The 16,806-nt window shown below is 59.0% G+C and carries 13 protein-coding genes; 7 read left to right on the top strand and 6 right to left on the bottom strand.

The annotated features are described in order from the left end of the window. Nucleotide 1: 1 nt before the first annotated feature. Nucleotides 2-727, bottom strand: coding sequence for a MotA/TolQ/ExbB proton channel family protein (locus L8H52_RS28250; protein WP_242209817.1), 726 nt, complete (start codon nucleotides 725-727; stop codon nucleotides 2-4). A 45-nt stretch (nucleotides 728-772) separates the two neighbouring features. Further along, nucleotides 773-1,582 carry an energy transducer TonB gene (locus L8H52_RS28245; RefSeq protein ID WP_242209816.1) on the bottom strand — a complete coding sequence of 270 codons (810 nt, stop codon included), beginning with the start codon at nucleotides 1,580-1,582 and terminating at the stop codon, nucleotides 773-775. A 354-nt stretch (nucleotides 1,583-1,936) separates the two neighbouring features. Between L8H52_RS28245 and L8H52_RS28240 the strand changes: the two genes are divergently transcribed. Then, nucleotides 1,937-2,251: a hypothetical protein gene (locus L8H52_RS28240; protein ID WP_242209815.1), complete on the top strand. Its 315-nt coding sequence runs from the start codon at nucleotides 1,937-1,939 to the stop codon at nucleotides 2,249-2,251. 207 nt (nucleotides 2,252-2,458) lie between these two features. Here L8H52_RS28240 and L8H52_RS28235 read toward each other — a convergent pair whose 3' ends face one another. Together L8H52_RS28235 and L8H52_RS28230 are read right to left on the bottom strand one after the other, a co-directional pair. Continuing rightward, the gene (locus L8H52_RS28235) at nucleotides 2,459-3,802 is read right to left on the bottom strand and encodes an aryl-sulfate sulfotransferase (RefSeq protein WP_242209814.1); all 1,344 of its coding nucleotides are present in this window, start codon (nucleotides 3,800-3,802) and stop codon (nucleotides 2,459-2,461) included. Between the two features lie 23 nt (nucleotides 3,803-3,825). Further along, a complete protein-coding gene (locus L8H52_RS28230; RefSeq protein ID WP_242209813.1) occupies nucleotides 3,826-6,186 on the bottom strand; it encodes a TonB-dependent receptor in 2,361 nt (786 codons plus the stop codon). Between the two features lie 165 nt (nucleotides 6,187-6,351). Here L8H52_RS28230 and L8H52_RS28225 point away from each other — a divergent pair, with 165 nt between their 5' ends. Continuing rightward, complete coding sequence (locus L8H52_RS28225) at nucleotides 6,352-7,296, top strand: LysR family transcriptional regulator (protein ID WP_242209812.1); 945 nt, start codon at nucleotides 6,352-6,354, stop codon at nucleotides 7,294-7,296. 215 nt (nucleotides 7,297-7,511) lie between these two features. Next, entirely contained in the window at nucleotides 7,512-9,128 is a 1,617-nt protein-coding gene (locus tag L8H52_RS28220; RefSeq protein WP_242209811.1) for an alkaline phosphatase family protein, read from the top strand. Between the two features lie 197 nt (nucleotides 9,129-9,325). Here the strand turns inward: L8H52_RS28220 and L8H52_RS28215 are convergent, their stop codons facing one another. Next, nucleotides 9,326-10,234, bottom strand: a complete 909-nt coding sequence (locus L8H52_RS28215; RefSeq protein WP_095113908.1) for a TauD/TfdA family dioxygenase — start codon at nucleotides 10,232-10,234, stop codon at nucleotides 9,326-9,328. Between the two features lie 181 nt (nucleotides 10,235-10,415). Here L8H52_RS28215 and L8H52_RS28210 point away from each other — a divergent pair, with 181 nt between their 5' ends. Continuing rightward, nucleotides 10,416-11,336 carry a LysR family transcriptional regulator gene (locus L8H52_RS28210; protein ID WP_242209810.1) on the top strand — a complete coding sequence of 307 codons (921 nt, stop codon included), beginning with the start codon at nucleotides 10,416-10,418 and terminating at the stop codon, nucleotides 11,334-11,336. Between the two features lie 95 nt (nucleotides 11,337-11,431). Here L8H52_RS28210 and L8H52_RS28205 read toward each other — a convergent pair whose 3' ends face one another. Further along, nucleotides 11,432-12,445, bottom strand: a complete 1,014-nt coding sequence (locus L8H52_RS28205; protein ID WP_242209809.1) for an ABC transporter substrate-binding protein — start codon at nucleotides 12,443-12,445, stop codon at nucleotides 11,432-11,434. Between the two features lie 308 nt (nucleotides 12,446-12,753). On the opposite strand from L8H52_RS28205, the gene L8H52_RS28200 reads away from it, so the two are divergent. The 3 genes from L8H52_RS28200 to L8H52_RS28190 are packed head-to-tail and all read left to right on the top strand — an operon-like array spanning nucleotide 12,754 to nucleotide 16,789. Further along, on the top strand, nucleotides 12,754-14,352 hold the full coding sequence (locus L8H52_RS28200; RefSeq protein ID WP_242209808.1) for an ABC transporter permease subunit: 1,599 nt from the start codon (nucleotides 12,754-12,756) through the stop codon (nucleotides 14,350-14,352). Continuing rightward, nucleotides 14,349-15,164, top strand: coding sequence for an ABC transporter ATP-binding protein (locus tag L8H52_RS28195; RefSeq protein ID WP_150750241.1), 816 nt, complete (start codon nucleotides 14,349-14,351; stop codon nucleotides 15,162-15,164). The genes L8H52_RS28200 and L8H52_RS28195 overlap by 4 nt, the downstream gene beginning before the upstream one ends. Before the next feature lie 14 nt (nucleotides 15,165-15,178). After that, entirely contained in the window at nucleotides 15,179-16,789 is a 1,611-nt protein-coding gene (locus L8H52_RS28190) for an arylsulfatase (protein WP_242209807.1), read from the top strand. Nucleotides 16,790-16,806 lie beyond the last annotated feature (17 nt).

The raw sequence follows: 16,806 nt of genomic DNA, 5'->3' as shown, positions 1-16,806 counted from the left end.
ATCAGGACGCCTCCTTCACTTTTGCCGAACTGCCGGTTGCTGCGACCTTGTGCGCGGTCGGGTGAATCAACACGCGGAACGAGCTCTTCTGCGCCAGGCTGTAAAAGTCGTGGGCGAAGTCATCGAGATCAGCCGCCGTCAGTTTCAACCGACGCAAAAAGTAGTTGTAAACCAGCACTGCTGGCACCGCGACGGCGATCCCCACACCCGTTGCAACCAGGGCTGCACCGATCGGGCCGGCGACGGTTTCCAGGCTCGCCGAACCTGCGGCGCTGATGCCTTTCAATGCTTCCATGATTCCCCATACCGTGCCGAACAAACCAATGAACGGCGACGTACTGCCAATACTGGCGACCACTGCCAAGCCTGTTTCCAGCGAACGGCGTTCGCGGACAATTTGCTGGCGCAGGGCGCGCTCCAGTCGATCCTGATGGTTGATCGCCTGGCTCAGATCATTCGCCTGTGGCGCCTCGCCCACTTGAATCGCCGCGTAACCAGCCTGTGCCACTCGGGCTGCTGCGCCGGGCTGGGTTTCACTCAACTCAGCGGCGGAATCCAGACTCGACGCCGCCCAGAAACGTTTATGAAAACGCCGATCCTGCGCCTTCAGCCGTCCGAATTGCCAAGCCTTGAGCAATGCCAGGCCCCAGGTGGCAACGGAAAAAACCACCAGCAGCCAGATCACCGCGCTTTCGATGGATTCCAGTGGAGATGCCAGTAACGTCATGATGTATTCCCTCGTGTAAACGTTTCGCGCGAATTTGGTTTCGGTTTAATGAATCTTGAAATCGATGGGCACGCTGACCCAGCCGTCCTGGGCGACATCACCCTGCTTGGCCGGAACGAAACTCCAACGTTTCACGGCATTCAGCGCCGCGTCGTCGAGCTGTTGCCGGCCACTGCTTTTTGCTATCTGGATCTCGCCCGGCTTGCCGCTGGCCAGCACATGTACGCGTAGCAACACCGTGCCTTCCCAACCGCGACGCTGAGCCAGCGACGGATATTCCGGTGCCGGGTTTTTCAGGTACGCGGCATTTGCCGAGGCCGGGGTTACCGGTGCCGGCGCCGGTGGTGCAGGTGGCGCTGGCGCTGCAACCGGGGCTGCAGGTTGTGGCGGCGCGGGCGGCTGTTCGACCGCTTTCGGCGCTGGCTTGGGTGCCTGTTTAACCACCGGCTTGGGTTTCGGAACCGGTTTTGGCGGCGGTGGTTTTACCGCCAGTTCGTCTTCCACTGGCGGTGGCGGTTCAACCACCGGCGCAGGTGGCGGCGGCTCGACAACCGGTGGCGCGGGCGGTGCCGGACGCGAAAACTCGATGGTCATCGGCGGAATTTCCGGCGGCACAATCGGCAGCACCGGCGTCGGCTTCTGGCTGATCCAGTAGATCACCGCGCCATGCACCACCAACGCGAGCACGCCGAGCAGAATGGTTTCGCGCCGACTCAGAATGCCCTTGGGCGCACGTTGCAAACGCAACTGTCCCAACGGCACACGATGCGGTCGGCCAAGATCGACCAATTCGCCACTTGGCGTCTGACGCCACAGCAATTCCTCTGCGCTGGCGGCGGTCTGGACATTGCCCATTGATTCACTCCCTGCGGTCTTTTTGCGTTCTCTACAAAAACTGCCGATCAACCGTTCGTTGAATCCCCCACGGTGGATCGTTAGGTGAATCATTGGGCTTTCCGCTTATCTCCGAAAGTAATCTTTAAAGTTGTAGATAGATCATTAAGAAATATACAAATCGATCATTTTCCGCAAAGCCGCGCCAATCAAGGGCTGCAGCCCTGCAGCCAAATGTCGATGCTTTTCAAGCATTAAAAATATTCGCTGAAGGTATGGGACGGCACCACATTCCTGCTTACAACAATCGAGTTGATTGACATGCCGTGGGCGCATTAGATGTCAGCGCATTTTAAAATCGACTCAGGAAGAGTAATGATGCAATTAACCAAACGGACAATGATGTACATGGCGCTGATACTGGCGCCCTTATCGATGGCATCGGCAGCGACGAAGGATGCGGAGCCCGCTCAGTTGGAGATCAGCAACAAAACCAGCTTCCCTCTTTATGTATTTCAAAACGAGTGGCGCAAAGTTGTGTTGCCGGGCGAACGTATTCAGGCGAAGGACTACAAGGAGTCAGCTGTGACAGTTGCTACATCGACGCCCGAGGCGGCGATCAAGTTTGTAACGCTGAGTTACGCAAAAGGCTGTAAAGCGCAAACGTGTGTATTGATTACCGGAAATTAATTAAACGCCGGTATCGCAGAAGCGATTTTCTCGATGCTGAAAAAAAACCGCCACGCTCGATAAAGGCGTGGCGGCTTTTTCATCCCTTTGTTATTGCTTGACGACATTCAACTATCGTCCACGTCAACGACTAACGAATTTGCAATAAGCACTGTTCAACCCACCCACGTCTTATCACCGTTCGTTCGAGCACTCTTTCCAATTCAACTAACGGCTGGCATTGGTTTGCTGCACACCGACAACGGGTGCAATAACCGCTGTCTCGGAGCGTGGCGTGCCCGTTGGCACCCAGTCATAACTCACAGGCAACGCCCGATACACCCAATTGCTGATCGCATCGCTGCCCGGTGCCTTGCCGAGATACGGGCTGACGTATTCCCAGACGTTTTCACCGTTGGCCGTCACCTGGAAAAAGCGCCCGTTCATACCTTCGTCGATCAGCGTGTTGCCATTGGGCAAGCGCCGCGCACTGCTGATGAATGAACTGTAGAACGCCCACCCAGGCTGCTTCGAATTCGCTGCGCTGTACTGCCAGACAATCTCGTTTTTCAGCGGGTCGATTTCCAATACTCGCGAACCGGAAATCAGCCCAAGGGTAACGTTCGGATAGCCCGCCGAACCCTGGTTGTCGAACACAAGCAGATTGCCGGCGCCAAGTAATCCGGCCGGGATGATGTGTGCATCATGCTGACCGACAAACTGATCCACCGGGCGTGGCAATTTCTGCGCAGTTTTCGGGTTGATCAGCGGCAGGTTCGGGCCGAGACGCCAGACCACTTTGCCGCTGTTCTTGTCGATGATCGCGATGAAGTTGGCGTTGCGTGAATCGATCAGCAGGTTGTCCGGATTGAAACGCTTGTCACCGGCATCGAACCACTTGTTCGGCCCCACCAGACTGAGGTTGTTGATGTGCAGGTAGTCCGGATTTTCACTGGCGCGCACCAGCTTCAACTGCTCGGCGGTAAAGCCGAATTCATTCAGATGCTCCGAGGCCAGCCACTGCCATTTCACCGCGCCGTCGGGGCTGACTTCATAGATGGCATCGTCGATCACCTCGGGCACTTTGAAGCCTTTGACCTTGTGCACCTTGTTCGCCAGCACCACGGTGTTGCCATTGCTCAAACGGCGCTGATCATGGTGCTGTTGCGCCGCGCCACCGGGCGCCTTGTCGCCCCATTGCCAAACGACTTTGCCGTTCCAGTCCAGCTCGCCGACGCTCTGATTACCCAGACCATTGCCGGCCGAACCGAGCTTGCCGGGATCCTTGTCACTCAGTTGCAGCAACACATGCCCACGCTCTCCGCCGACCAGTTTCGGGTCGATGATCGCTGACGGGAAACCTGCCTGTGGCCAGGTTTTCACCTCGTTGCCGTTCATGTCGATCAGGTGTGTCTGCTTGTCGGCACCGCTGAAAATCACGTACTGGTTGAACGCCTTGTTCGGGTCGTAACGAGTGACCCCCGTCGGGTAAACACTCGGCGCGGCGAAGGCGCCGGCACTGAGCACTGCGCCGGACAGCAACACCGGCAAAGCGGTTTTGATACGCAACATGATGCAGCTCCTTGAATGACGAATCAGAAGTCGTAGCGACCGGTGACGCCGAGGGTGCGCGGTGTGCCGAGCAGGCCTTCATAGCCGCCGTTGCCGCCCGTCCACAGGGTCGTGTAGTAGGTTTTGTCGAAGGCGTTTTTCAGCCACAGCGATACATCCCACTGCCCCTGGTTGAAGTCACCGCGCAGGCCGGTGGAGAAGTTGACCACGGCGTAACTCGGGATCTGGCCGTAGTCGGAATCTTCGACCGTACCGACGGCTTTCGAACGGAACGCATAGCTGGCGGTGACGTAGGGTTCGAAGCCGTTATCCAGATTCCATTTGTATTCGCCGTTGGCGTTGCCGATCCACTTCGAGGCGCCAACCACTTGATGGCCGCTGAGGTCGCAGGAGGCTGGAGCACCCGGCGCCTGGCTGACTTCCGGCGGGCACGGGGCATCTTTGTACGAGAGGTAGCTGACGTCGTTGTAGGAGCCGTTGATGTTCAGGGTCAGCCCGCGCAACGGGATCACCGTGCTTTCGAACTCGACCCCGCGCGAACGTACGGAGCCGGCGTTGGTCAGGTATTGCACGCGGTTTTCCGCGTCGTAGGCGTTGGTCTGGTAAGCGTTGACCTGGGTCCAGAAGACGTTGGCGTTGAGTTGCAGACGGTGGTCCCACAGCGTGCTTTTGAAACCGAGTTCGGCGTTGTTCGCGCGCTCGGTGCCGATCAGTAGCGAATCGGCGCCGGCCACCGGAGCGGAACCGACGGCGAGGTTGACCCCGCCGGATTTCTCGCCGTGGGACAAGGTGGCGTAGCCGAGCACATCATCGGTGATGCGATAGCTGAGGTTGAGCAGCCCGGACGGACTGGAGCTGTACTGGTTCAAATCACCAGAGTCATAAGCGCCGGCACGTCCGCGTCGCGCCGTGGCCGCAGCGCCTGTTACGGCGGCGCCACCGATTGGCGCATCGCGCGTGACCCAGGCGGATTTTTCTTCATAAGTGCCACGCACCCCGGCGGTGAAATCCAGCCGCTCGGTAAGATGCCAGGTGCCTTGGGCGAACAGCGCAAAACTGTCGGTCTTGATATGGCCGTTGCCAATGCTAGTGACATTGGCCAGCGCACCGGGCGCCGTGCCGTTCCAGATATCCGCCTGTGGCCCGTAATAGGCGAAGGATTTATTGTCCAGATCCGAGCCAAAGTAATAGGCGCCGACGACGTAATCGAAAAATTCACCCTTGGGCGAAGCCAGGCGAAATTCCTGCGAATACTGTTTGTCCTCCACCGAGACCCCGGCGTTATAGCTCGCCGGCACGTTGAGGCCGTCGTCGTTGCGCGGGGTGAAATTCCAAAAGCGATAGGAGCTGATCGAGGTCAGCGTGAAGTCACTCGGCAGCGTCCAGTTGGCCTCCACCGAGGTGCCGCCCTGATGCACAGTTACATGCTGGTCGTTGTCCAGATTGACCTTGCGGTGCGAGCCGTTTACCAATGTTGCGCCGGCTGCGTTGGCGCGCGACTGATAGAGATTGACGCCGTTGATGGTCGGCCCGGTGTTGTACAACACGCGGGTGCCCGCACTGGAATCCTCTTCGTTGTAGTCACCGATCCAGCGCAGGTTGAAATCTTCGTTGGGCTTGAACAGCAGCTGCGCGCGGAAGCCATCGCGCGAGCCGCCATTCAAATCATGGCCGTCGTATTCGTTTTTGATATCGCCGTCGCTACGGGTGCGATAGGCCGAAAAACGCCCGGCCAATTGATCATTGAGCGGCCCGGAAATGGTGCCCTTGGTCTGGAAATAGCCGTCCTCGCCCACCGAGGTTTCAATGCTGCGCTCGGGCGTGAAGGTTGGCGCGCGGGTGCTGATGTTGATCACCCCGGCGGTGGTGTTTTTGCCGAACAACGTGCCTTGCGGACCGCGCAGGACTTCGAGCTGTTCGATGTCCATCAAGTCAAACACCGCCATCCCCGGACGACCCAGGTAGACGTTGTCGATGTACAGGCCGACGCTGCCTTCCAGGCCATCACTGGCCGGGTTATTACCGAGGCCACGGATCGACACGCTGGACTGCCGCGCATGCATGTAGGCGACGTTGACGCTGGGCACCAGTTGCTGCAAATCCTGAATCCGGTAGACCCGCTGCGTCTCCAGATTCTGCCCGCTGACCACACTCATTGGCGTCGGTACATCCTGCGAACTTTCCTCGCGGCGGCGGGTGGTGACGGTCACGGTTTCCAGTTGCGAACTGTTGGCGGCAGGCTTGCCGGCCGGCACTGGCGCCGGGGTTTCTGCTTCAGCGGCGTAGCCGTGAGTCCAGCTCGCGCTCCCTGCCAGCAACAGGGCCAGAGGCAGGCGTTTGAGCCGTCGTGGTGTTAAGGGTGACGCAAGGTTCAACGGACTCATGGCGCGGCTCCTGGTCAAAAAACACACAGACATCTTCAGCGCTGCATATTCTTTTAAGTTATTTATTTATGGATTTACAAATATTTACTGCATAAGAGATTGCCTTTATAAGGAGTCGACCTAATGCATATCCAATGCATTTCCCGGATATTTTTTATGTGAAAAATGCATATCGACTTGCGTCAACTTCGTCACTTCATCGCCCTGGCTGAACAACGCAGCTTTGTGGCTGGCGCGCAGGCGGTGAACCTGTCGCAGTCGGCGTTCAGCCGCAGCATTCAGGCGCTTGAGCACAGCGTCGGCTGTCAGTTGGTTGATCGCGGGCGCAAGGAATTACCGCCGACCAAACAGGGTCAGGTGCTGCTGGAGCACGCACGGCGGCTGGTCAGTGGTGCGCAGCAAATGGCCAACGAGATCAGTCAGTTCAACGGGTTGGAGGCCGGAGAATTGCGTTTCGGTTGTGGGCCGGCGCCGGCGGCGGGTCTGATTCCTCGCGCGATTGGCAGCTTTATCGGGCGTTATCCGAGAGCGCGGGTGCAATTTCAGGTCGATGACTGGCAGAGTCTGAGCAAGCGACTGATGAGCGAGGAATTCGAATTCTTTGTCGCGGACACACGCTACTTCGAGGCGGATCCGGATTATCTGACGCACCGGTTGCGGCCGCGTAAATGGCATTTCTGCTGCCGCGCAGGACATCCGCTGGCGGCTTTCGACAAGGTCAGCGCAGAGCAATTGATGAGCTATCCACTGGCGGTGAGTATTCGTCCGCCGAACCTGCGCAAAGTCATAGTCGATCTCAGTGGGCGCCCGGATTTCACCCCGAATGTTGAATGCGAAAACAGCTCGAGTCTGCTCAGTGTGGTGCTGCGCTCGGATGCGATCGGGATTGTCGGGGCGTATTCGGATGCGTTGCATCAAGCCAAGGGTGATTTGGTGTGTTTGCGCATCGAAGGGCTGGCGGATGATCTTGAGGAGTTGTACACCCGCTATGGGATTGTCAGCCGCGCGGGGTATCGGTTGTCGCCGTTGGCGCAGGCGATGATTGAGCAGATCAAAGAGATTGATGCGGTGGATGAGGAAGTCTGTTCTCTGGAGAATTTTGCCGTCTGACATGGCGCTTTCGCGAGCAGGCTCGCTCCCACAATGGATTGTGGTGAATACAGAATGTGTGATCGCCACTAACCCTGTGGGAGCGAGCCTGCTCGCGAAGGGGCCGGTACAGGCACCGATGCATTCCCTGCATAAAGCCCATTCCCCAAATGCACTTGCCGAACACCCCCAGCGAAAGCGAAAACCCTCGCCTGTCCCACTGACCGGTGAATCCCATGCCCACCCCGCCAAACCCCGTGCGCAACGTGCTGTACATCATTTGCGATCAACTGCGCCGCGATTATCTGTCCTGCTACGGCCATCCACATCTGCATACACCCAACATCGATCGACTCGCTGCGGCCGGCGTACGTTTCAGCCGCGCCTACACCCAAGGCACGATCTGCGGCCCGTCGCGGATGTCGGCTTACACCGGGCGTTATGTGAGCAGCCATCAAGTGGCGTGGAACGCCGTGCCGTTACCGCTGGAAGAATTGACCATCGGCGATTACCTGCGCCCGCACGGCATCCGTACCGCGCTGGTCGGCAAGACCCACGCCACCGCGAATGTCGATGCCTTGCAACGTCTGGCGATCAATCCTGACAGCGAGCAAGCCGAAATCCTCAACGAAGTCGGCTTCGAACCGTACATGCGCCACGACGGCATCTACCCCGACGATCCGCTGTTCGACGACAAACGCGAATCCGCGCCCTATACCCATTACCTGCGTGAACACGGCTTCGACGGCAAAAACCCTTGGCACGACTGGGCCAACGCTGCCGAAGGCGAAAACGGTGAAATCCTCAGCGGCTGGCAAATGCGTCATGCGAATTTGCCAGCACGAATTCCCGAGCAACACTCAGAGACTGTCTACACTACAAATCGAGCCATCGACTTCATCACCGAGCAAGGCGAGAAATCGTGGTGTTTACACCTTTCCTATATCAAACCGCACTGGCCCTACATCGTACCAGCGCCGTACCACGCCTTGTACGGTACGAAATCGATTCTCGAAGCGGTCCGCGCGATGCCCTCCGAAGCCAGCAAACACCCCGTATACACTGCCTTTCGTCAACATGAGGAAAGCCTCAACTTTTCCCGCGACGCAGTACGATTGACTGTAATCCCTACGTACATGGGCCTGATCAAGCAGGTGGATGATCAACTCGGACGGCTGTTCGATTTTCTGCAGAGCAATGGTCGCTGGGATGACACGCTGATCGTGTTCACCAGCGATCACGGTGACTTTTTGGGCGATCACTGGCTCGGTGAGAAGGAGTTTTTGCTGGAGCAGGCGGTGGGGGTACCGTTGATCGTTCGAGACCCTCGGGCGGCGGCGGATGTCACTCGCGGAACGGTAGATGATCGACTGGCGGAAACCATCGACGCCCTACCGACGTTTCTTCAAGCGCTGGGATTGCCGGGGGCAGAGCATCGGCTTGAAGGGCGTTCGTTGATCCCGCTTCTGCATGGTGAAAATCCGGACTGGCGCCGCTATGCAATCAGCGAATACGACTACGCCTTTCAGGCGCCGGCGCGTGAGCGCCTGGGCCAGCCGATCGATCGTTGCCGGATGACCATGGTGCGCAGCGAGCGCTGGAAATACCTGGCGTACGACGGTTTTCGACCGCAGTTGTTTGATCTGCTGAATGATCCGCAGGAGTTGCGCGATTTGGGTGATGACCCGGAATTCGCGGGGGTGCGCGAGGAGCATGCGGGGTATTTGTTTGAATGGGTGCGGGGTTTGAAGCGGCGGACGACGATCAGTCATCAGGAGATTGATTCACGCGGGCAGCGGTTTCGCTACGGAGAGCCGGAGACCGAGAAGGTTGTGCAGATTGGGGTTTGGTAGCTTGAAGAGCCCCTCACCCTAACCCTCTCCCGGAGGGAGAGGGGACTGAATGGGGGATATTTCAGAGGTACACCGACCTGATCGTGCTTCACCGAATCCATAATCGGTAAGGTGGTTCAAGTCGATGCATAGCGCGAGACAACTCGGTCAGCTCCCTCTCCCTCCGGGAGAGGGCTGGGGTGAGGGGCTGTTGATCTTCAGTCACGACCTTTGATGGTCTGACTGCGCTGCCCGTTCGCGCCCACCGGCACTTCCCCCTTGAGCGTCACCCGACGCACCACCCGATCCTGCGTACCGTAATCATCAATCGCATAATGCTGCGTCGAACGGTTATCCCAGATCGCCACATCACCGGCCTTCCAGCGCCAGCGCACGGTGTTTTCCTGACGGATCACATGGCTCTGCAACAGCCCGAACAGATGCGCCGAATCCGCCTGTGAATACCCCTTGATACGTTTGACGAAATGCCCCAACAACAAACTCTTCTCGCCACTGATCGGGTGCACGCGCACCACCGGGTGCTCGGTCTCGTACACAGTGGAGGTGAAGACCTTGCGATAGCGCTCAAGCTTCTCCGCCGAGACGTCCGGCTTGGCGCTGGCGTAGTCGTATTCGTTGCTGTGCACGGCGACCAGTTTGTCGGCCAGTTCACGCAGCTCGGTCGGCAAGCCGTTGTACGCCGTTGCGGTGTTGGCCCACAGGGTGTCGCCACCGAAGGCCGGGGCCACCACCGAGCGCAGGATCGAGGCTTTCGGGTAGGCGTCGACGAAGGTCACGTCGGTGTGCCAGGAGTTGGCGCGCTGGCCTTCAGCGCCGTCCAGTTCCAGCAGATAACGGGTGCCCTCACGGGACGGTACGGTCGGGTGCGCCACTGGCTCGCCGAGCAGATGGGCGAAGGCTTCCTGACGCTGATCATCAAGCTGGGTCTGCTCACGGAAGAACACGACTTTGTACTGAACCAGCGCCTGCTGGATAGCTTCGACGGTGGCGGCGTCCAGCTCACCGGACAAATGCACGCCACGGATCTCGGCGCCGATACGACCGGCGACCGGATGAATCTCCAGCGCGTGGACAGCGGGTTTTACTGCGAGTGCGGCATTGCTCATGGGTAGGCCCTCATCGACTGCTTACGGTTGGACGGCAGCGAAACAACGCTCTATCTATATTCCATTTACATCTAATAGATATTCACATGCTTCGTTGACGGAATAAGAGCTTGCATTTAAAACCTCTAGCAACCCTCGTCGCAAATGCCTTCGAGCTATTTTTAGGATGCCGGAAAAGCATATGGATCTTCGCCAGTTGCGCTACTTCATCGCCCTCAACGAACACCGCAGTTTTGTCCGTGCGGCGGACGCGATGGGCATCACTCAACCGGCGTTCAGCCGCAGCATTCAGGGGCTTGAGCAAGAGTTCGGCTGCGTGCTGGTGGATCGCGGCAACAAGGATCTGCGCCCCACGCCTGAGGGCCAGGTGGTGCTGCAACATGCCCTGAGCCTGGTACAAGGCGCGGCGTTGCTCAGCGCCGAAGTGACGCAGATGACCAAGCTCGATGCCGGCGAAGTGCACTTCGGTTGCGGCCCGGCGCCAGCGGTGAAACTGGTCCCGGACGCGGTGGCGCAATTCATCAATGCGCACCCGAAAGTGCGCACCTGTTTTCAGGTGGATAACTGGGAAAAGCTCAGCCGCGCGCTGAGCCGTGAAGAGATCGAATTCTTTATTGCCGACATCCGCCATTTCGAGTCCGATCCGAACTTCCAGACCCAGGCACTGACACCCAAGCGCGGGGTGTTTTTCTGCCGGCCGGGGCATCCGTTATTGGCCAAGGAAAGCCTGTCGACCAATGACATGTTCGACTATCCGCTGGCAACCACGCTGATCCCGCCGGGGATTCGCAAATTGTTGGCGAACCTCAGTGGCCGCATCGATTTCTCCCCGACCATCGAGACCGAGCATTTTCCAGCGCTGGTGAAAGTGGTGCTGCAATCGAATGCGATTGGCGTCGGTACGGAAGAGGCGTTTATCGAGGATATTGCCAAGGGTTCGCTGGTGTTGCTGCACTGGCGCAATCTGCCGCAGAACCTGGAAAGCATGAATGCGCGTTGCGGGATCGTCAGTCGCACCGGATTTCGGCTGTCGCCGGCAGCAAGGGCGATGATCGAGACCTTGGTGGCAGTGGATAGGCAGGACGTCAGCGTCGCCGTTTAGCGCCCTTTCGCGAGCAGGCTCGCTCCCACAATTGGAATGCATTTCCCTGTGGGAGCGAGCCTGCTCGCGAAGAGGCCAGAGCAGGTGCTAAAGATTCAGAGCTTGGCCGCTGCCAACTCAGGCGCCACCCAGTCATTCACCTTGAACGGCTTGCGAATAAGCTTCTGCTGCGCCGCCAGATCAACTTTGTCCTGCAAACTGCCAAGGAACACCGGATCCAGCGTTGACGGGAACACTTCGCTCAACTTCTGATCCTGCAGATCCTGCCTCAGAATCACCGGCGGATAACTCGCCAATCCTGAGACCAATTGCACGTAAGCAGCCTTGTTGCTGTCCTGTGTCAACCACTCAACAGCCTGCTGTTGGGCCTTGAGCAGCTTGGCCACGACTTCCGGGTGCGCATCGACAAACTTGCCCGTGCCGACCAGCACCGACTGCACACTACCCGCACCGCCGAGATCTTTGGTGTTGAGCGGCAGTTCGGCCAGCCCTTTGGCCTGCAATGCGCTCAACCCGGAACTGCCCCAGGACGCATCGATCTGCTTGGCTGCCAACGCCGCGACCGCTGCGTTGAAGTCCAGATTGATGACCTTCAGATCCTTCTCACTCAAGCCCTGACTGGCCAGCGCCGCATCAAACGACAACTGCGTCGCGGTGCCCCGGAAAATCGCCACACGCTTGCCTTTGAGATCCTGCAGCGTCTTGATCCCCGACCCCGGCACCACGCCCAGATACTGCTTCACCCCACGGGCACTGGCGCTGAGCAACCGCGTATCGAGGCCATTGGACTTGCCGATGATTGCCGCGAGATCGCCCAGATACGCCAGATCAACCTGACCATTGGCGAACGCCTCGTTGATTACCGGCCCGGCGCCCTTGAAGAAACTCCACTGAATCTTGATGCCCTGCTCGGCGAAGGCCTTTTCGAAGATCTGCTGATCGCGCAACACATCGACCACACCGCCGCCGCTGTGCTGGGTGCCGGCACTCAGGTCGGGCACCGCAATCCTGATTTCCTTGAGTTCGTCGGCATGCGCGGTGAACGCCAGCAGGCCCGCCAGAGCAGGAACGGCAAACAGACTGAAAACACGTTTGAAGGGGAGGTTCATGGGTGCAGCTCCTTGATCACGACGGGCGTTGAGGAGCCGAAAGTAGGCCGAATGAATACCTTCGCTTAAATACTATAAATGCACATTTTTATAGCTTTTAACGCTAAGCAAGCATTAACGGGGCTTGCAGCGGCATATGCATTAACAGCATCGAAAATATTCTTCGAATGCATTGGATGCGTTTGGGCTGGAAGCCTTAAATGGCCTCGCTTATCTCTTAAAAGAATCCATATCGACATTGTTATAACTTTTTGTTTTTAGCTAATACCGCTAAAGATCTTGAGCCAACCCGACAACGGAGGTCACCCATGGCCCGCCAATCCTTGCTCAGTCTCCCCCTGCCCGCGCCGCCGCTGAAAAGCCGCCGCACTTGGCCAAGCCTGAACCAACGCCTGTTGCCGTGGCTGCTGCCCCTTGGCCTGTTCGCGCTGTGGTGGCTGGCCGCGCGCAACGAATGGATGAGCGAACAGATCCTGCCCGCGCCGTCACTGGTGTGGAACAGCGCTGTCGAGTTGTCGCGGGGCGAGTTATGGGGCCACTTGTGGATCAGTCTGCAGCGTTTGTTCTGGGGACTGCTCGCGGGGGTTTCTGCGGGTGCATTGCTCGGCGCAGCACTGGGATTCAGTCGTCGTCTTGAACGCTTGATCTTCCCGACCTTCGCCGGACTTTCACAAATACCGACGCTGGCGTGGATTCCCTTGTTCATGGTGTTTTTCGGCATCGGCGAAGTGCTGAAACTGGTGGTGCTGATCAAAGCCATCGTGGTTCCGGTGACCCTGCACACACTGGTCGGCGTAAGAGATGCACAACCAAAACTGCGCGAAGCTGCCGCTGTTTTACGCTTGCCGCCTCACCTGCTGATCCGTCGCCTGGTGCTCCCCGCCGCCCTCCCCGCGTTCATGGCTGGCGTACGTCTGGCGCTGGCCGCCGGATGGACTTCGTTGCTGGCCGTCGAACTGCTCGCCTCCAGCGAAGGCATCGGTTATCTGATGGTCTGGGCGCGACAGCTATTCATGCTCGACATCGTGTTCGTGTGCATCGTGGTCATCGGTTTGATCGGTGTGGCGATGGATCGCGGCATCGGTCTGCTGGACAGGAAACTGGTGCACTGGCCGCATCCGGCCACCGCCGAAATCCGTCGCGGCCCGCGTTATGAAGGCTGGCAGCGTCTGCAACCGTGGCTATTGCCGCTGGGCTTGTTGGCGCTGTGGCAATTGGCAAGTGACCAACAGTGGGTCGACGCCAATATTCTGGTCAGCCCGTTGGCCGTTTTGAGCACGGCATGGGACGGTCTGCTTGATGGCACGCTGATCAGCGGCATGGCCCTCAGCCTGGGCCGCACACTCGGTGGCCTGTTGCTCGGCGGCGGTCTCGGGTTGGCCTTGGGCCTGCTGCTGGGTCTGTCGAACATCAGCGAACGCCTGCTCGGCCCGACCCTCGCGGCCCTCCGTCAGATCGCCATCTTCGCCTGGGTGCCGCTGCTCACCGCGTGGTTCGGTCTCGGCGAATTGGCCAAGTGGGTGTTCGTCGCCCTCGCGGCCTTCTTTCCGCTGTTTATCGCCACCCAACGCAGCGTCGCCAACCTCTCGCCTCAACTCAACGAGGCCGCAAAAGTGTTGCGTCTGAGTCTCGGCCAACGCCTGCGTCGGCTGGTGCTGCCGGGCGCCGCGCCGGGAATTTTCGCAGGCCTCAGACTGAGCCTGATCTACGCCTGGCTCGGCACCATCGGCGCTGAATATTTCATGCCGTCCAACGGCGGCATCGGCAGCCAGATGATCAGCGCCCAACAGTTGCTGCGCATGGATCTGATCATGGCCGGCATGCTTCTCGTCGGTCTCACCGGCGCCCTGCTCAACCTTATTGGCCAACGCCTGGAAATTCGCGCGACCCGCTGGAGACACGCATGAACGCACCGATTGTCAGCTTTAAACACGTAGGCAAATCCTTCGACGTCGACGGTTTCGAACTGGAGGCGATTCGCGAATTCAACCTCGACATCGCCGAGGGCGAGTTCGTCGCCATCGTCGGCTCCAGCGGCTGCGGTAAATCGACGTTACTGCGGTTATTGGTGGGCCTTGATACGCAGTTTCGCGGGCAGATCACGGTGGATGGCAAAGCCGTCAGCGGCATTGGCGGCGAGCGCGGCATCGTCTTTCAGGAGCACCGTTTGTTTCCGTGGTTGACCGTCGCTGACAACATCGGCCTGGGCCTGGTCAACGAGCCGCTGAGCGCTGCGCAGAAGCAACAACGGATCAACGACTTCATCGAGCTGGTCGGCCTGCGCGACTTCACCCGCGCCTATCCGCACCAACTCTCCGGTGGCATGGCGCAACGTGTGGCGATTGCTCGCGGACTGGTCGCCAGCCCCAGAATTCTGCTGCTCGACGAGCCCTTCGGCGCGCTCGATGCACTCACCCGCCAGCAAATGCAGGACGAGCTATTGGCGATACGCGACCGCGCAAAAATCACCACCATCCTTGTCACCCATGACGTCGAAGAGGCGATCTTCCTCGCTGACCGCGTGGTGGTCATGGAGCCGCGTCCGGGGCGGATCAAGCAAGTGGTCGACATCGCTTTGCCGCACCCGCGCCAGCGCAGCAGTTTCGACTTCCATCAATTGCGTGAAGAACTGCTGCACGAACTGACCAGTGACGACCATTACCAACCGAGCGTACCGGTGCAGATCCGTGATTTGCCGCTGACGTTCATTGCCTGCTGAACAGGAGTTTTGCGATGCCGCAACGTCCCAATTTTCTGGTGATTCTGGCCGACGATCTAGGCTTCTCCGACATCGGTGCGTTCGGCGGAGAAATCGCCACGCCACACCTCGATGCCTTGGCCAACAACGGTCTGCGCCTGACCGATTTTCACACCGCACCGACCTGCTCGCCAACCCGCTCGATGCTGTTGACCGGTACCGACCACCACATCGCCGGCATCGGCACCATGGCCGAAACGCTGACCCCGGAACTCATCGGTAAACCGGGTTATGAGGGCTATCTCAACGACCGTGTGGTGGCGCTGCCGGAGCTGCTGCGCGAGGCCGGTTATCAAACGTTGATGAGCGGCAAATGGCACCTCGGCCTGAAGGCCGAACTGGCGCCGCATGCACGGGGTTTCGAGCGCTCGTTTTCGCTGCTGCCGGGCGCGGCCAACCACTACGGGTTCGAGCCGACCTACGATGAGCAAACGCCCGGCCTGCTGAAATCCACCCCGGCGCTGTACATCGAGGACGATACGTTCATCGATGAATTGCCGAAGGACTTCTATTCCTCCGATGCCTTCGGCGACAAATTGCTGCAGTACCTCAAGGAGCGTGACCAGACCCGGCCGTTCTTCGCTTATCTGCCATTCTCCGCGCCGCACTGGCCGTTGCAGGCGCCCGCCGACATCGTCGAGAAATACCGTGGCCGCTATGACGCTGGCCCGGAAGTGCTGCGCCAGGAACGCCTGGAAAAACTCAAAGCCCTCGGCCTGATCGAGCCGGACGTCGAGCCCCATCCGCTGATTCAGTTGACCCAGCAGTGGGACGCATTAAGCGACGAGCAAAAGCAGATTTCCGCGCGGGCCATGGAGGTCTACGCAGCGATGGTCGAGCGCATGGACTGGAACATTGGTCGGGTCGTCGACTATCTGCGTCAGCAAGGGCAGCTCGACAATACGTTCATCCTGTTCATGTCCGACAACGGTGCCGAAGGCGCGCTGCTCGAAGCGTTCCCCAAGTTCGGTCCGGAACTGGTGACCTATCTCAGCCAGCATTACGACAACAGCCTCGACAACATTGGCCGGGCTAACTCCTACGTCTGGTACGGGCCGAACTGGGCGCAGGTGGCAACCGCGCCATCGCGGCTGTTCAAGGCATTTACCACTGAAGGCGGGATTCGCGTGCCGGCGCTGCTGCACTATCCGCAGTTGCCGCTCAAAGGGCAGATCAGCCATGGTTTCGGCACGGTGATGGACATTACGCCGACGATTCTCGATCTGGCTGGCGTACGTCATCCGGGCAAGCTTTGGCACGGCAAACCGGTGGCGCCGTTGCGTGGCAAATCGTGGTTGGGGTTCTTGTCGGGTGAGACTGCGCAGGTGCATGACGAGCATACGGTGACAGGATGGGAATTGTTCGGGCGTCGGGCGATTCGCCAGGGGTCGTGGAAAGCGGTGTGGATTCCCGGGCCTGTCGGGCCGGCGACCTGGCAGCTGTATGATTTGAGCAGTGATCCGGGGGAGATTCATGATCTGGCGGTGAGTCGACCGGAGAAGCTCAGCGCGTTGATCGGGCATTGGCAGCAGTATGTCGAGGAGACTGGGGTGATCTTGAGTGAATCGCCGTTTCAGCCGGATTGAAGGGGAAGATCAAAAGC

This window comes from Pseudomonas sp. CROZ-RG-20F-R04-15 (genome assembly GCF_022662375.1).
Lineage (GTDB): Bacteria > Pseudomonadota > Gammaproteobacteria > Pseudomonadales > Pseudomonadaceae > Aquipseudomonas.
Note: the sequence above shows the minus strand (reverse complement) of the source record. Positions and strands in the feature narration are given on the sequence as shown.

Coding starts and splice junctions, on each gene's coding strand:
- L8H52_RS28250 (WP_242209817.1), bottom strand. CDS start 727: ATGACGTTACTGGCATCTCCACTGGAATCCATCGAAAGCGCGGTGATC.
- L8H52_RS28245 (WP_242209816.1), bottom strand. CDS start 1,582: ATGGGCAATGTCCAGACCGCCGCCAGCGCAGAGGAATTGCTGTGGCGT.
- L8H52_RS28240 (WP_242209815.1), top strand. CDS start 1,937: ATGATGCAATTAACCAAACGGACAATGATGTACATGGCGCTGATACTG.
- L8H52_RS28235 (WP_242209814.1), bottom strand. CDS start 3,802: ATGTTGCGTATCAAAACCGCTTTGCCGGTGTTGCTGTCCGGCGCAGTG.
- L8H52_RS28230 (WP_242209813.1), bottom strand. CDS start 6,186: ATGAGTCCGTTGAACCTTGCGTCACCCTTAACACCACGACGGCTCAAA.
- L8H52_RS28225 (WP_242209812.1), top strand. CDS start 6,352: ATGCATATCGACTTGCGTCAACTTCGTCACTTCATCGCCCTGGCTGAA.
- L8H52_RS28220 (WP_242209811.1), top strand. CDS start 7,512: ATGCCCACCCCGCCAAACCCCGTGCGCAACGTGCTGTACATCATTTGC.
- L8H52_RS28215 (WP_095113908.1), bottom strand. CDS start 10,234: ATGAGCAATGCCGCACTCGCAGTAAAACCCGCTGTCCACGCGCTGGAG.
- L8H52_RS28210 (WP_242209810.1), top strand. CDS start 10,416: ATGGATCTTCGCCAGTTGCGCTACTTCATCGCCCTCAACGAACACCGC.
- L8H52_RS28205 (WP_242209809.1), bottom strand. CDS start 12,445: ATGAACCTCCCCTTCAAACGTGTTTTCAGTCTGTTTGCCGTTCCTGCT.
- L8H52_RS28200 (WP_242209808.1), top strand. CDS start 12,754: ATGGCCCGCCAATCCTTGCTCAGTCTCCCCCTGCCCGCGCCGCCGCTG.
- L8H52_RS28195 (WP_150750241.1), top strand. CDS start 14,349: ATGAACGCACCGATTGTCAGCTTTAAACACGTAGGCAAATCCTTCGAC.
- L8H52_RS28190 (WP_242209807.1), top strand. CDS start 15,179: ATGCCGCAACGTCCCAATTTTCTGGTGATTCTGGCCGACGATCTAGGC.